We start from the raw sequence: 15,785 nt of genomic DNA on the forward strand, positions 1-15,785 counted from the left end.
ACCATTTACTTTTTGTACAAACATTTTAACTAACCAAAGGTTTATTTAACATTTTCTCTAACACTTTTAACGGTGCTGTTTCTGGCCATTTAAGTGCGTTAACGGGTAGGGAGAATGTTTGTTCCATCATGTATTGACCAGCCATGGCAGCGTGCAGCACTTGGTCAGAATAGACAATCCAAGTGGTTCCTGGCATGAAGTTGACGGATTGCTGAGGTGCATGCTGTTGGTAATGCATGTCAGCTTTGAGTTGGTCGTGCAACTGCAGCATACGATGGTCGTATTCGGTACGCGTTCTTTTGGTAATATGAAGCTGCTTCATTAACCAAGCTTGCATAGGCAGCAATGCTTTGGTTTTAGGTAAATAGGCTTCTGCCATTTTATCAAACGGTTCGCCTACCCGCCAAACACGTGGTTTGCCATTAGGATTGACATTATTAAACACCCTGAGCAGTCGTGTGCCTTGTGTAGGGTTAGATGGAAACGCATCTGAATGTAAGCGAGTATCATCTTTACGGTATGAACTCGCACGAGTTTCCACTTCAAGTGGTCTAAAGCTTGTATTGGCAACGGTGAGGTTTGGCACATAACTCGGTAATATTGCCGAGATAAGCTGTAGTGACTGATCTGCATAGCGCTGTATCATCGCTTGTATTGCCGCTAAGTCGGCCTCGCTGCCTATTGCGCCTTTTAGCCCACTACAAACTCCTGCGCGAGGCCTTAATGAGATATTCTTAGATTTTTTATCTGCCCAATCTGTGGAGAGGAATTTCTGCTCTTCGGGTAATAACTTGAATTCGAGTTGCGGTAGCGCAACCACATGCCCATGCTCTAAGGCATCAATCACTTCATCGCTCACAGAGGAATTTACCGTGATGTCCCACTGATTAAAATCAAATGTTTTGATGATATTCATTACTTCAATCCTAGCGTTTATGCCGTTCCACCTACTGTCAGTGCATCAATTTTAAGGGTAGGTTGACCTACACCAACAGGCACGCTTTGACCTTCTTTGCCACAAGTGCCGACGCCACTGTCTAAAGACATATCGTTACCTATCATAGAGACACGTTTTAACACTTCTGGGCCATTGCCAATCAAAGTGGCCCCTTTTACAGGGTAAGTGATTTTACCGTCTTCAATCATATAGGCTTCAGCTGCGCTGAATACAAATTTACCGCTGGTGATGTCTACCTGACCACCGCCAAAGTTTGCAGCGTACAAGCCTTTTTTGACTGATTTGATGATTTCTTCTGGTGGTAATGTACCGTTTAACATATAGGTGTTAGTCATGCGGGGCATGGGGATATGTGCGTAACTCTCACGGCGTGCATTGCCTGTCACAGGCATATTCATGAGGCGTGCATTGAGTGTATCTTGTATATAACCGCGCAAAATGCCATCTTCAATCAGTACCGTTCTATTGGTTTGGTTACCTTCATCATCCATGCTCAGTGAGCCACGTCTATTTTCAATCGTACCATCATCCACAATAGTAATGCCTTTAGCCGCGACTTGCTGACCTATCATGTTTGAAAAAGCCGAGCTGCCTTTGCGGTTGAAGTCGCCTTCTAAACCGTGACCGATGGCTTCGTGTAGCAAAATGCCAGGCCAACCTGCGCCTAACACTACCGTCATGCTGCCGGCTGGGGCAGGGCGTGCATCCAAGTTTACAATGGCTTGATGCACGGCTTTTTGCGCATATTCTTGTAGAATGGCATCAGTAAAATAACTATAGTCAAAGCGACCGCCACCACCGCTAGAGCCTTGCTCACGGCGACCATTGCTCTCAGCAATTACATTGATGGAAAGGCGCACAAGAGGGCGTACATCAGCTGCCATCACGCCATCGTGGCGTGCGACCATGACCACTTCATATTCGCCAGCAATGGAGGCTGTCACTTGTGAAATACGAGAATCTAAACTTCTTGCGATAGTCTCTAAGCGCTCGAGTAATTTTACTTTAGCGTCGGCTGAAAGCGATGCAATCGGATCTTGTGGAAGGTAGAGTTGCGATGCTTGACGTTTTATTACCGAGTTGGCCGTTTGCTCACCACCAAGGCTAGCAATTGCCTTGGTCACTTTGGCGGCTTCTTGAAGCGCGCTTAAAGTAATGTCGTCAGAGTAAGCAAAAGCGGTTTTTTCACCACTGACTGCGCGCACGCCTACACCTTGGTCGATAGAAAAGTTGCCGGATTTAACTTGGCCTTCTTCTAGTCCCCAACTCTCAGCGCGGCTGTATTGAAAATACAGGTCAGCGTAGTCAATTTTGTGCGACATCATATCGCCTAAAACATTTTGCAGCTTCGCAATATCTAAGCTAGCTGGTGCAAGTAAAGACTCGGTAGCTAGGTCAAAATGCGTGCCTAATATTTTAGGTGAATTTGCTGATGTGTCGACTTTAGTGGTCATCAATGGTGATTCCGATTGTATAGGTTACGTTCTATTTACTTACAAGATTTACTTAATAGTACGGTGTTTAAGTGCAGGTAAACTTTTTCTCAAGCTGGCCTGGTATTGTGGGTTCATCGTAGCAATTACAACGCCAGAGCCACGAGGTAGTCTGTCTAAAATAACGCCCCATGGGTCAACAATCATACTGTTACCATGTGTTTCGCGCCCTGATAAATGATAACCACCTTGCGCTGGCGCTACTACATAACAGAGGTTTTCGATAGCGCGCGCACGAATCAAGGTTTCCCAATGCGCTCTGCCAGTAGTATCAGTAAACGCCGCTGGCACAATAATCATACTGACTTCACCCATGGCACGGTAAAGTTCAGGAAAGCGCAAGTCATAGCATATTGATAGGCCAATTTTACCAAATGGTGTATCAACGACTTGAATCTCATTACCAGATTCTATGGTTTTTTCTTCGTGATAATGCTCGTTACCTAAGTCTAAGCCAAACAAATGAATTTTATCGTAGCGTGCAACCTGCTTACCTTTATCGTCATATACCAAGCAGCTATTGCGAACTTTATTAGGAAAATTGCTGGAGAGTGGGACTGAACCGCCAACTAACCAAATTTTATGCTTTTTAGCCATTTTGCTTAAAAATGCTTGAATTGGACCTTTGCCTTCTTCTTCTCGCACTGCGACTTTGTCAGTTTCTTTCAGTCCCATAATGGCGAAATATTCTGGCAACGCAACCAGCTTTGCACCCTGATTAGCCGCAACTTCAATCAAACGCTCTGCTTCATTTAGGTTAGCCGAAACTTGCGGGCCTGATGCCATTTGAATGGCGGCAATCTTGATGATGTTGCTGTCAGCATTCAAGCTGCTTGGTTTTGCCTTGGTGGTTCTTAAGCGCGAGGTAATAGCCATAATTAATCCAAAAGTTTTGTTATTAATGCGATTGTTAAGTTGATATGATTTCTAATTAGTTAGATTGATTGAGAGGTGAATTGGTGCCCGAGTCTGGTTTAGCTTCTTTCGTTTCACCTGACTTCAATTCTTGTGGGTTATCCCACGTACCAATAATCTCATACTCACTAGAAGCAATTTTATTCAGTGGATCTTTTAATATTTTTTGCGCTAAAAAAGCAACGGCGCCAGCTAAAGGACCTCCTGCTAGCGCTGCAAGAGAGAGGCTATCACTCACATGCGGTAAAACTTTTACTGTTAAGTGTTGAGTCTCTTTTTGCAAGTTAGTTTCACCTTTAATGTTGACATCTGCCGCTGGACCAGACATGACGAAATTGTCACTATGCATTACGCCTTTGCTGACTTTAACTGTGGCTTCTATTTTATCAAAAGCAAAGCCATTACTAAATAAGTCTCTAAAGTCCAAGGTTAAACGGCGGGGCAAGCTTTGTAGGCTGAGCAGGCCTAGCAATCGACCAACACCAGGTTGTACTTTTAAAATCTGCCCTTTATTGAGGCTGAGTTGAAAGTTACCGTTCATACCCGCTGGATTGAACTCATGTGGGCTGCCAGGCCAATGTAGCTGTCCTGTGAGCGTCCCATCGCCGCCTTTAATGGTATCTGGGTAACCCATATTTCTAAGCGTTTTACCTAAGTTCTTAATATCCCATGAGATAGAAAGAAAAGTGTTAGGACTTCTCACCCAGTTATTCCACTGACCTTCGGCACTGATTTGGCCATCTGGTGTACTGAGTTTGAGTTTTTGAATATTCCAATTATCTTTTTGCGGATAAGCAAATAACTCTAAAGCACCAAAATTTTTCTTATTAAACTCAAAGTTGTCCGCGGTGATATCTAGCGAAGGGTAGTCTTGTTCCAGTTTAAAGAACTCTTTTGCAGCGACTTCTTTTGTTTTGATGCGATTGGGCGCAGGTTCTGGTATGGTTAAATTACTCAGGCGAGCAATAAGCTTTCCGTTGTTTTGGCTAATCCATTGTAAGTCACCAGATATCTCTTTACTTTGTATATTGGCATGCAGGCCATCTTTATCTGAGTTGTTGGATACTCTCAATTGGTTTATACGCCTATCGAATATATCTAATGTATTTATTTTAATGGCTAGTTTTTGTATTGGTAATGCTGGGCTTTGTTTTGATGAACCAGAGAAATCTTGCATGACCTTACGCCATGCATCAGCATCAAGATAATCGAGGTTACCGTAAACTTGCAGTCCTTTAACATTACCTAGATCTACGTTGCTTGTGAACTCATTGTTATTGATAGCGCTAGTTGTAGCATTAGCATTGAGCCTAATGCTGCCACGATCAATCTGTAGGTTGTCACTGCTACCCGTACGGACAATTTTTGCAGCCAGTTTATTAGCTAGATTCATCGTAATGGTATCTGTGGTGGCATCCTGCTTTTTATCAAGGCGCATATTCCAACGCTCGTTTGCAGTCTTGTTAAAGGGTGCAGGTAAGCGCGATGTGATACCGACTAAATCTGAACGTACGCTGATAGTGACCACTGGTTTTTGAATCGTGATATCACTTACCCAATCGGTACTGCCAGAAATATAATTCGCACCTTTTACCCAAGAGCGATTAACAGGATCCTGATCCAGCAGCGCTTGTTTGATGGCTTCATCATTCAATCTGCCTTTGGCTGTGACATGCACGACTTTATCTTTACCAGAGTCAATATTTACCACCACTGGCGAGCCGAAGGCATTCGCATTGATATTTTTGGCTGATAGACTGCTTTCTGTAAATGCCAACGCACCATTAATGTTAGTAAGGGCAGGGATGCTTTCGCTATCCATGCTGCCATTGGTAATTTGGTACAAACCTTTGTATTGTGCTGAGTCTAAGTCTTGCAAAGGAATTTTTAAGCCTAAATTGAGCTTGCCTTGACCGCTGGTTTTTAAATCGTCAGTAAACCCTAGTGTCACTGTTGAAACTGGGCTTTTATTGACAAATTTAATGGCTTCAGCCGTTGGTCCTTTAAGCTCACTTTCAATGCTGAGTATTGGCGAGTCAGCATCTAATTGTGCAATCACGGTTTTGCTTTTAACGATTTGATTACCAAATATATGGCCAGCATTTGCATTCAGCTCCATGCGCTTACCTTCAAACAGCAAATTAAGGCCTAAGCCCTCTATCACAGGCCAATCAGTGCCATATTCCAGCGTACTATTGCTGACTTTGGCGGTCACTCTAAATAAGCCTAATTTAGCATTCAAATTATTCTTGCTGTCTACAAATGGGAAGTCAGCCAATCGACCTTTTACCGTCAGGTTGATGTCATCGGCACGCCCAGACAAAATAGAAGTATCTAACCAATGTAAGGTATCTTTGCCGAGAATAGTTGGGTAGTAAAATGAAGCAAATTTAGCGTCACCTTTACCAAATCTACCAGTCAAATCAAGATAGCCACCCTTATTGCCATCCATTAAATATTCGGCGTTGAGTGTGCCTACCAAGTGTTGGCTGCTGACATTGAGCTGACTCGCTTTGATGGTGGTTTCTTTATCGCTAATACTCCAGCTAATGTCTCCCGTTAGCTTGTCTACAGGAATAGGCCAGCGTAAAACGTCTTTAAAATCTAACTTGGCATTTTGTGTGTTAAGTGACACTTTTCCAGAGTTTTGATTAGCCTTAATTTCCCCTGTCAGATTGTTAAAACCAGGGATTTGTTCATAAGCAAGCATGCCTAGATCGTTAAACTTCGCGTTGAATTGGTATTTTTTAGTAAGGGATTGTTTGCCTTCCCAGCTAAGCAGCAAATTATCGAGCTTGCCAGTGGGCGATAAGCTATTAATTTTTTGCGCTATGTCTGCAGGCAAAGGTAGTTGCACTAGGTAGGCTTTGATAAATGCCAAGTCTATATGTGTAAGTTTGAGATTAAACTTTTCATTACCTTGCTGCGTTTTAGCATAACCACCAGCAGCATCTTTCAAGGTCAAACCATTGCTAGTATTGAGCGTTAAGTGGCTTACGTTAAATGATTGCTCTGTCGCCGAACTTTTCCAGTCAAGTTCGCCCACTAACTTGTTTAATATCAGTGGCTCAGTGTTGGCCTTGAGTAGTAACTGAACATTGTTTAAAGCGACATTGCTAGTCACAGATTGCACCTGATTTTTAGCAAACTCAATGGTAGTGTCTGTGCTACCAACACCAGACTGCAAATTAATAGGATGCGTTATCGTTGAATAATCAAACCACGGTTTAAAGGCAATCACGTTGGCATTTTTTAACTTTGTTTCTACACTGCCGTGCCATTCAGATAAGCGACTAATGTCGTTACCATACACATTGGCATTAATCATAATAGGCTCACTAGTGCCTGCAGAAACGAGGGTGCTTAGTGTAACGCGATGGTTCTTGATAAAGCTTTTCCACGGCGGACTGACCACTTGTAGATTAAGTTTTTCTAAACTCAGAGCAGGTGCGCCACGCATTTCATCTAGCCAAATGATTTTGGCATTTAGTACATCAAACTGAGATTGCCTTAATAGCCAATTTGGTAAATCAGGTTTTGATTGCCCTTGCATGCTAATGCCGGCAACAAAAATGTCACCATTTAAGTTGCGGCGTATAGTTAACTCAGGTGAGCGAATAGTGAAGTTGGCTAAATGCAGCTCTAGCAATGGAATACTTAACCATGAGAACGATATTTCCGTATCTTTAAGGGCTAAGGCCGGGCGATTCTCGGCATCATAAAGGTCAATATTCGATAATGATAAATGCGGGTTAATGCCTTGCCAGCCTGCTTCAATATTGCCGATCACGACTTTCTGATGCGCCGCCTGCGTTGCGTAATTGGCGATTTTGTCTTTGTATTGATTAATACTTGGGAATACATAAAATTGAATAACGAGCGCTGCAATCAAAAAAATGACAATGATGATAGTAGCAAGCAAAAGCGCAATGCGATAGAGCCTGAGTAGAGATTTTTTGACCATTTTTAGTGAGTTTACTTTATCTTTTTATTATTTTTAGAAGGGGTGGTAATTCATTTAAATCTTGCAAATTTGAAATCGTTTTAATTGACATCATTTTACTTCAATATCGACATCCACAGATGATTAGATACCAACTCATATAGGCAAATATAAGTAAAATAGCGTAAAGATTTAAGATATTTTCTTAAAGATTTCTTAAGACTCTCGTAGTAATAATTTAGAATAGCGTTTTTGGTCAAGTCTAGTTGACCAATACTTCACTTAACATCGAATTAATATTGGTCCTCACTTGATTCAATTCAAACAACTTACGCTAGTTCGCGGCTTAAAAGTCCTCATTCAAGCCGCTTCTTTGCAGCTTCACCCGGGTCATAAAGTTGGCTTAACAGGTGCAAACGGCGCTGGAAAGTCGTCACTTTTTGCTTTGTTGCGCGGTGAAATGCAACTCGAATCTGGCGATTTTGAAATGCCCGCTAGTTGGGTGGTCGCGCATGTGGCACAAGAAACACCAGCTTTAGCGATACCAGCCATTGAGTTTGTATTGGATGGCGATGCTGAATTGCGCAATATTGAAGCAGCGCTAGCGGATGCGGAAGCTAATCATAAAGGTGAGCTGATTGCCGAACTGCATCATCGCTTGATGGATATTGATGGTTACAGCGCAAAGGCACGCGCGGCCGAGTTGCTAGGCGGTTTAGGTTTTAGCCAAGCAAATTTACAGCAAGCGGTTTCTACCTTCTCTGGCGGCTGGCGTGTGCGTTTAAACTTAGCGCGGGCGCTGATGTGTCGTTCTGACTTATTGTTATTAGATGAACCGACCAATCACTTAGACTTAGATGCAGTGATTTGGTTAGAAGGCTGGCTGCAAAGCTATCGTGGTACGTTGTTATTGATTTCGCACGATAGAGATTTCTTGGACGCGATTGTGAATCACATTGCGCACATTGAGCAGCAAACGCTGACTTTGTATCGCGGTGGTTATTCAGACTTTGAGCGTCAACGCGCAGAAAAACTGGCGCTGCAACAGGCGATGTTTGAAAAGCAGCAACGTAAAGTGTCACATTTGCACAGTTATATTGACCGCTTTCGGGCGCAAGCCACTAAAGCCCGTCAGGCGCAAAGCCGCATTAAAGCGCTAGAGCGTATGGAAATGATTTCCGCTGCGCATGTAGACTCACAATTTAACTTTGAGTTTAGAGCGCCAGTTGCCGCACCAGACCCATTATTGGTGCTGGATGAAATGTCGGTCGGCTATAACAATGTTGCCCTTATTAAGAATATTGTTTTAGCCATTAGACCAGGCGAGCGCTTGGGCTTATTAGGGCGCAATGGTGCTGGTAAAACTACGCTGATTAAATTGCTCGCCAATGAATTACAGCCTTTAAGCGGCAAGCGTGTTGAAGGCAAGGATTTAAATATAGGCTACTTTGCGCAACATCAGTTAGAGCAATTGCGCCCGGATGAATCGCCACTGCAACACATGATGAAGCTAGACCCGCTCACGCGTGAGCAAGAACATATGAATTATCTTGGCGGCTTTGATTTTAAAGGTGATATGGCGCGTTCGCCATGTACAAATTTTTCAGGCGGGGAGAAATCACGTTTGGCGCTGGCTTTGCTGATTTGGACGCGACCTAATTTGCTGTTGCTAGATGAGCCAACCAACCATTTAGACCTTGAAATGCGCCATGCTTTAACGCTGGCGTTACAAGATTACCAAGGTGGCGTCATCTTGGTTTCGCATGATAGAGCCTTACTGCGCGCCACTTGCGATGAATTTATCTTAGTAGCAGATGGTAAAGCCGAGCCGTTTGATAGTGATTTAGAGGGCTATAGTCAGTGGCTAAATGAGCAGCGCTTAAAAGACAAACAAGCAACGCAAGCAGTCACGGAAAGTCAAACTTTGACAGATAAGCCTAGCAAGAATGACCGCGCTGCCAATAAAGCCGAGCGTCAAGCGAGAATCGCTGAACGCAGACCGTTAGTGAAAGAGGTTGAACAACTAGAGCTGAATATTGCCAAATGGCAAACTGAGAAAAAAACATGCGATGACCGCTTGAACGATAGCGAACTTTATAGCGCTGTAGATAAAACTGAATTACAACAATTGTTAAAGAAACAAGCCGAGCTAGCAAATCAAATTGAAGTGGCTGAAGAACGTTGGCTGGAATTGCATGAGCTTTTAGAGGCAATGCCTGCATTAGATTAGAGGGTTGCGAAGGATTTAATGGTGGATACCCCATGGACTGTAGGTCGGACTTTAGTCCGAGAAGTCGGGTTAAAACCCGACCTACGGCCCAATAGATAATATATTTCTACTCACTGCTTAATCCATGGTCTATCCGCAGTGAATAAATTTTAAAACGAGTTAATTACATCAAAAATAGGATCCGCAATGGAAATGCAATACTCAAAACGCATCAAACTCATGCACGCTTTGTGCCTGACTGAAACATTACGTGACGATGAGGCTAAGCCCAATATAGATTTGAACGACTACGATGCGCTGGCTTCTGCCGATTATTTAAGCTGTTACGTTACCTTTAAGGCGATTCAAGCAGCAGAGCGTTCTCCGCTGGCTGAGCGCACTGATAACTTTGATATGTTGAGTGTCTATCAAGCTTATGCGTTGCTGGCTTATGCGTTTTTTACGACCCCATTAGCGCGAGAAGATATTTCACCAAACTTTCAAACTGCGCAAATCACTATCGCTAAAACGCTGTTCGCAGGCTTGCCAGACGCAGAGTTGATTGAAATCATAGAGTCAGGTTTGCAAAAGTTTAAATTGATAGGTGATGCTGAGGTTGACCATTGGTTTGAGTTTAGAGAGAACTTAGATAAATTAACTGTAGCCTTTGTTATTGCTGGCACCGATGATGAAAGTCCGCATGATAAAGAGGATGTGATTCCATTATTCGGTCAGTTGTTAAGCCAACTATGTGAGGCTTTTGAGAACGTTTAATGCTATTAAGTTGGTAAAATAAAAAACCGCCTATTGAGAATCTCAGTAGGCGGTTTTTTATGAGCAAACACTCAATATTGCAATTACATACTACGATTTTCTAACGGACGGCTTTGTTGTTTAAAGCGAGTAGGGCGTTTGTCGTCATTATCCCTACGCTCATCATTGTGGCCAAAACCATGCTCTTCCATTTTAAATTCACGCGCTTTCTTACGTTGTTCTGGCGTTAATAGTGCAAATACTTGTGCATCATGGCGCGCCCATGCAAGTACTTTTTCTTTCTCCAATTTAGCTGCTTTGTCTGAAAGTTGCTGTACTTTTGCATCATCAAATTTTTCAGCTTGTGCCGTTGCACGCAACTCTTCCATCAATTGTTGATGTTGTTTATGCTGATCACGTATCACTGGAATCTGTGCATAGTTTAAGTTAAATAATTGGTCTTTTTGTACACTGCTTAAATCCAAGCCGCGTAAATAGGGTGGTTTGCCTTCATGCACGTCATGACGTGACTTGTCTCCACGCTCACAACGCGGCCCTTTATCACCATCATGTTCTGCGTGAGCAAGGCTTGCAGCAGGTAACGACACTGCTAAAAATGACGCAAGCAGGATTTGTTTAAATGAAAACGTTTGTTTAAATCTGAATGGGGTGCTCATGATAAATCCTTTGTATGATTAACTTTAATTAAAAGCTGCTTAAGTTGTACAAGCCGTGATGGTCACTTTTCATACGTGTTTAAGACGATGCCATTCTGCATTCTGGCAATGTTAAAGGGCGTTAATTGCATGTAAATCTGAGTAAAGTCTACAATCTAGGATTGTGGCAAGCGCAATGGCTGGTTATGATGACCATCAATAATGATTAAGAATAAATTGATTTTAAATAGATAAAATTGAATTGATTAGATTGATTAGGTAGAAGCGACACATGCAAACAGTATTGCTGATAGATGACGATGTTGAACTGGTTGAAATGCTCAAAGAGTATATTGAGCAAGAGAACTTTAACGTGCAAGTCGCACATGATGGGTTGGCAGGTGCGCAAATGCTCTTAGAGCAGCCATTCGATATTGTGGTGCTAGATGTGATGATGCCACGGTTAAACGGCATAGAAACGCTAAAAGCCATCCGCCAGCATAGCAATGTACCTGTGATTATGCTTACAGCTAAAGGCGATAATACCGATCGTATTGTAGGTTTAGAGCTTGGTGCGGATGATTATGTACCCAAACCAAGCAGCCCACGTGAGTTGGTCGCGCGTATTCGTGCTATTTTGAGGCGAGTGCAACCGCTTGAAACAATCAATGCAAGTACTAAAATCACAGTCGGTGCGCTCTGCATCTGGCCTGCTCAGCGCCTTGTTGAATGGGATAGTCAACCCGTGATGCTCACTAGTACTGAATACAGCTTATTAGAAATTTTAGCTAAAAATGCAGGACAAATCGTTTCTAAGCAAGACTTGTCGCAACAAGCACTAGGACGCCCGCTAGCTAGATTCGACCGCAGCATAGACGTGCATTTAAGTAGCATACGCCACAAACTAGGGCTATTACCTGATGGGCGACATTGCATACAAACCGTATTTCGCTCTGGCTATCAATTGCTTAAAAGCTAATGCTACAAACGCACACAAATTAAGGACATCAGATGGGTCGTTTGTATTGGAAGTTTTTTATTTTCTTCTTTTTAGCACAGTTAACTTCAGTCATTGGCGTTGGTATAGCCGTTTCTATTGTGCATGAGCGAGAAGAACTGCAACGTGAGCATGAAGTTCAAATGCAATCTCAGAATAAAGCTATGGCGCCGCCGGTGCTTTATAAACCATTTAAACCCAAACATAAACGTTGGTTTCCGCTGATGCCCATATTGGTTGGCGCACTGGCCAGTTTTATTTTTGCAGCAATTTTGGCTTGGTATTTTTCAAAACCTATTAAACAATTGCGGCAAGCATTTGCCAGCGCAGCGAATGGCAATCTTGATGTGAGAATTGGCGAATCTATGGGTAAGCGCCGAGATGAACTGATTGACTTGGGTAATGCCTTCGACGTGATGGCAGTTCGACTCGGCGCGTTACTGCAAAGCCAAACGCGTTTGCTGCACCAAGTGTCGCATGAGTTACGCTCACCTTTGGCGCGTTTGCAAATAGCCGTAGGTTTGGCGCGCCAACAACCAGATAAACTGGAATCCTCACTCATGCGTATAGAGCGTGAATCTGCAAGAATGGATGATTTAGTGGGTGAGTTGTTAGCGCTTTCCCGCTTAGAATCAGGCGTGATTAAGCTAGAAAAAGAACGCGTCAATTTAAACGAGTTGCTTACTACCGTTTTAGAAGATGCACGTTTTGAAGGTGAAGCAAGAAAAATCACCATCGACTATGTGCCGCAAGTTGAAACACCTGATAACTCACTCAGCATGCTCGGACAGCAAGATCTATTGCACCGCGCCATTGATAATGTTGTCCGTAACGCACTTAAATACAGCCCAAGCCAATCACACGTTTCAATTAAAACCAGTGTAGAAAACGCCCTCATCAAAATTCAAGTGAATGATCAAGGCGCAGGCGTTGCAGAAGACGAGCTGGACATTATATTCCAAGCGTTCTTTAGAGGCAGTAACACAAACCAAACTGATGGACATGGTGTTGGGCTTGCGATTGCCAAACAGATTATAGAGGCGCATGGCGGCACAATCACCGCAAGTAATATCAACACTGGTGGATTAAGTGTAGCTATTAAACTGCCTATTACTTAAGTATTCAGGCTAGGTTTTGTTTAATGTATCGACTTGATAGGTAGGTTAACCATTAGTGCAAATAAGCGGGTGCTAAAAATAATATGATACCTAAAACCATGCAGCAGCCAGCCCACAGCCCTGCAGCTTTGGCAGATTTTGCCAACAGTGACATCGGCGTTTGCCCAAATGCAATAATAGCAACCCCATTCATCATAGCTTCCAAACCGCCAGTGCTAACCTCTGCGCCGCCATACTTACTTGTATAGCCATAATAATGCTGAGTCACAATAATGAAAATGCCATAAGCACACATAAATACACTCATGCCAACAATAATCCATTTGGCTAAAGGTGTAATTTTTTTAGATTCAGTAGAAGTCATTTTTTTAATGGTTTAGGCCAAATATCCGACTGCCTGACGCACGTCCTGCAGGCTGTTTTCCGCTTGAGCATGATCGTGAAAAACACCCATCACAATCGATTTGGCTGGTAATACGGACATTACCAAGCTGTATGTAGTAGCCTCATCTTCAGACAAATTCTCCAATATTTTTATATTAGTAATCGCACTGAACTCGTATTTTCTCTCTTTTATGCCAAGTAGCGGCGTGTGCGAAATATAGACAATCTGTCTATTCCCCTTGTCAAAAACCACTGTTTGTCTGGGAAGTAGTAACCCCTGCTTCAAGCAATATCCGCCGAACATCCAGAATGCGATGATTGACAAAATCGAGGCAATAAGCCCGCCGATCTTTGCTGCCCCCACAATCTGACCCATACTATAGATAATATCAACAAAAACATACGACCATGCAATTGCCGCAAGGCCTACGACTACAAACATGGTTCTTAGCACGGTCATATTAGCCAGCTCTTTATAACAGAGTTGGTTTTCAGACGGAGTAAATGCAAAATCAGCAGGCTTTAGTGCGTTACGCTTGATGGGTGGATGAGGCATTAAAATTTAACTTCAATCAGTCTTTTCTTTGCTTCATCCCAGCTAGGCTCTTCTTTTGTTTCCCATGTGACGCTCTTCGCTAGGCCAATTTTCTTAATGTTTTTCATAGCATCAAGATGAGCTCCGTTATTTCGAAACTGCCTCATTGCCTCATGATCCTTCCAGCCTGTTAATGTATAAACCCCTCGCAACTTATAAAATATTAAACCATCAGCTTCATTTAACTGCTTGATTAATTTTTTGACCATAGGCAGAAAATAAAATAAGGAAAGTATGCTGTTAAATTTTATTTGAGTGGCTGTCACTATCATTTGTAGATGCCCTAACGCTTGAGTTAACGGTCGTCGTTAAGTGTTCTGCTTGAGTGGTGGCTCGGGCTTAAAGAGAAGACGATTAGCAAAAGTAGCAATACCCCAATAAACCATCATCCAAAATACGCATAATAATAACCACCCTAGCATAGTAAATGTTGCCCAGCCAAAACCTTCGCTGTGCCCAAACACGGGCAGACCGACTGATTTAAAAACCAGTAAAGGCAGAAAAAGTGTGGCGCTAACTAAATTAGTAAACCACACAGCATGAACCGCCCATTTAGTGCTCATTAGCAAAATAAGGGTAACGTGCAGCAACACCAGCGCTGAAAAAATAGGGAGGAAATATGGTTTTTTCATACGTATACTCGTTTGATCGTTCTAGCCATGTCACATCATCTAAAAGTTAGGTCGATTTGTCTACCTTTTTTAAGGCAAGTCCAGCGTCCCGCTTGAAGATGGGTTGGGCTGTTTAGCCTAGCGATTACGGGCAAATATAGTTCCATTTTCGACCTTGACGTTTAAATTATATTTACTAGCTATATCTTTTAGTACAGCGTCCCATGGAGTGCATTGATAATTGAAAGCATCAGAACCGCTGATCGATGGGTCAGCCACTAATTTATTACCTGAGAAATCTGCAATTACATTTAGTGTGGTTTGTAACGGCATATCTGAAAAGTTGATACTCATTTCTTTGCCCTTACATTTTTTAGTGCCAGATGACGTGGCTTCTGTGATGGGAGAGGCGGCTGTAGATGGCTGTTTTATTTTGTTTGAAATGTCGTTTCCTTTTGCGCATTGAGTAGCTTGATACTCGACTTTTCCATTTTGTTCGCATTTATAGATAGCGCCAAACGAGCTTTGGTGGAACAGCGCTAATAAAAACAAGAATACTAATCTTTTCATATGCAAAAATCTTTTTGGTCTAACTTTTGAATTAAGGGACACGCTTTAGCCAGTCCCGCTTGAATGATGGATTAGGCTGAGCTGAATGTGCAAACTGTCACTTTTAGTAAAACTGACCATATGAGCTAACTGTATTTAAAGGTGATAAAAAGTAAAAGCGACAGCGGAATTAACAATATAACCCAACCTAAGAATACTTCAATTTTCTGGACTTTTACCTCAGAGTAACCAAGTTTTTTTGCGATTACATTTACAGCGATATTTATTAAATCCGCAACCGCACCAACTATTGCATCAGCAAGAGACATAAATCTGCCTAACGTTGAGATAAGGGGCTTGCCTAAACGTATTCTAGTGCGTCTAGGGTCGATTTTCAATGCTGTTGAGTACCCTGATTAAGCAAGCCCGCTTCATCGTCGGGTTAGAGTCCTTTGCGCGCGCTTTGGTTTGGTCTTAAAAACTATGGGTTCGCCCCTCGCTGAAACCTAGGCGTGACGGTCGTCCCGTCACGGGGGTATGGCCTTCTTAAATGGACATGCACCCCTTCGCGTAGCGAACCACTCACAGATATTACTTAAAGCTC

General features: G+C 42.7%; 15 protein-coding genes. 4 read left to right on the top strand and 11 right to left on the bottom strand.

Annotated features, from left to right (window positions below):
* Window positions 1-25 precede the first annotated feature (25 nt).
* From PSU72_RS09340 to PSU72_RS09355, 4 genes are read right to left on the bottom strand one after another with little or no spacing between them, the layout of a single operon-like run.
* The gene (locus PSU72_RS09340; RefSeq protein ID WP_300432096.1) at window positions 26-916 is read right to left on the bottom strand and encodes a Kdo hydroxylase family protein; all 891 of its coding nucleotides are present in this window, start codon (window positions 914-916) and stop codon (window positions 26-28) included.
* A 17-nt stretch (window positions 917-933) separates the two neighbouring features.
* Window positions 934-2,412, bottom strand: coding sequence for a metalloprotease TldD (gene tldD / locus PSU72_RS09345; RefSeq protein ID WP_300432097.1), 1,479 nt, complete (start codon window positions 2,410-2,412; stop codon window positions 934-936).
* A 48-nt stretch (window positions 2,413-2,460) separates the two neighbouring features.
* Entirely contained in the window at window positions 2,461-3,327 is an 867-nt protein-coding gene (locus PSU72_RS09350) for a carbon-nitrogen hydrolase family protein (protein ID WP_300432098.1), read from the bottom strand.
* A 55-nt stretch (window positions 3,328-3,382) separates the two neighbouring features.
* Window positions 3,383-7,330: a YhdP family protein gene (locus PSU72_RS09355; protein ID WP_300432099.1), complete on the bottom strand. Its 3,948-nt coding sequence runs from the start codon at window positions 7,328-7,330 to the stop codon at window positions 3,383-3,385.
* Window positions 7,331-7,619: 289 nt separating this feature from the next.
* Here PSU72_RS09355 and PSU72_RS09360 point away from each other — a divergent pair, with 289 nt between their 5' ends.
* A complete protein-coding gene (locus PSU72_RS09360) occupies window positions 7,620-9,539 on the top strand; it encodes an ATP-binding cassette domain-containing protein (protein WP_300432100.1) in 1,920 nt (639 codons plus the stop codon).
* A 186-nt stretch (window positions 9,540-9,725) separates the two neighbouring features.
* On the top strand, window positions 9,726-10,292 hold the full coding sequence (locus PSU72_RS09365) for a hypothetical protein (protein ID WP_300432101.1): 567 nt from the start codon (window positions 9,726-9,728) through the stop codon (window positions 10,290-10,292).
* Window positions 10,293-10,375: 83 nt separating this feature from the next.
* Here the strand turns inward: PSU72_RS09365 and PSU72_RS09370 are convergent, their stop codons facing one another.
* Complete coding sequence (locus PSU72_RS09370; RefSeq protein WP_300432103.1) at window positions 10,376-10,948, bottom strand: Spy/CpxP family protein refolding chaperone; 573 nt, start codon at window positions 10,946-10,948, stop codon at window positions 10,376-10,378.
* A gap of 271 nt (window positions 10,949-11,219) precedes the next feature.
* Here PSU72_RS09370 and PSU72_RS09375 point away from each other — a divergent pair, with 271 nt between their 5' ends.
* Entirely contained in the window at window positions 11,220-11,906 is a 687-nt protein-coding gene (locus PSU72_RS09375) for a response regulator transcription factor (protein ID WP_300432104.1), read from the top strand.
* A 32-nt stretch (window positions 11,907-11,938) separates the two neighbouring features.
* Window positions 11,939-13,042: an ATP-binding protein gene (locus tag PSU72_RS09380; RefSeq protein ID WP_300432105.1), complete on the top strand. Its 1,104-nt coding sequence runs from the start codon at window positions 11,939-11,941 to the stop codon at window positions 13,040-13,042.
* A 52-nt stretch (window positions 13,043-13,094) separates the two neighbouring features.
* Here PSU72_RS09380 and PSU72_RS09385 read toward each other — a convergent pair whose 3' ends face one another.
* From PSU72_RS09385 to PSU72_RS09410, 6 genes are all read right to left on the bottom strand, one after another.
* Complete coding sequence (locus PSU72_RS09385) at window positions 13,095-13,406, bottom strand: hypothetical protein (RefSeq protein WP_300432106.1); 312 nt, start codon at window positions 13,404-13,406, stop codon at window positions 13,095-13,097.
* Window positions 13,407-13,418: 12 nt separating this feature from the next.
* On the bottom strand, window positions 13,419-13,982 hold the full coding sequence (locus tag PSU72_RS09390; RefSeq protein WP_300432107.1) for a hypothetical protein: 564 nt from the start codon (window positions 13,980-13,982) through the stop codon (window positions 13,419-13,421).
* On the bottom strand, window positions 13,982-14,293 hold the full coding sequence (locus PSU72_RS09395) for a hypothetical protein (RefSeq protein WP_300432108.1): 312 nt from the start codon (window positions 14,291-14,293) through the stop codon (window positions 13,982-13,984). Before PSU72_RS09395 ends, PSU72_RS09390 begins: the two co-directional genes overlap by 1 nt.
* 36 nt (window positions 14,294-14,329) lie before the next feature.
* On the bottom strand, window positions 14,330-14,653 hold the full coding sequence (locus tag PSU72_RS09400) for a hypothetical protein (protein ID WP_300432109.1): 324 nt from the start codon (window positions 14,651-14,653) through the stop codon (window positions 14,330-14,332).
* Between the two features lie 117 nt (window positions 14,654-14,770).
* Window positions 14,771-15,202, bottom strand: a complete 432-nt coding sequence (locus tag PSU72_RS09405) for a hypothetical protein (protein ID WP_300432110.1) — start codon at window positions 15,200-15,202, stop codon at window positions 14,771-14,773.
* A gap of 125 nt (window positions 15,203-15,327) precedes the next feature.
* Entirely contained in the window at window positions 15,328-15,510 is a 183-nt protein-coding gene (locus PSU72_RS09410; RefSeq protein ID WP_300432112.1) for a hypothetical protein, read from the bottom strand.
* Between the last annotated feature and the right edge of the window lie 275 nt (window positions 15,511-15,785).

It is taken from the genome of Methylotenera sp. (genome assembly GCF_029945535.1).
Taxonomy (GTDB): Bacteria; Pseudomonadota; Gammaproteobacteria; order Burkholderiales; family Methylophilaceae; genus Methylotenera.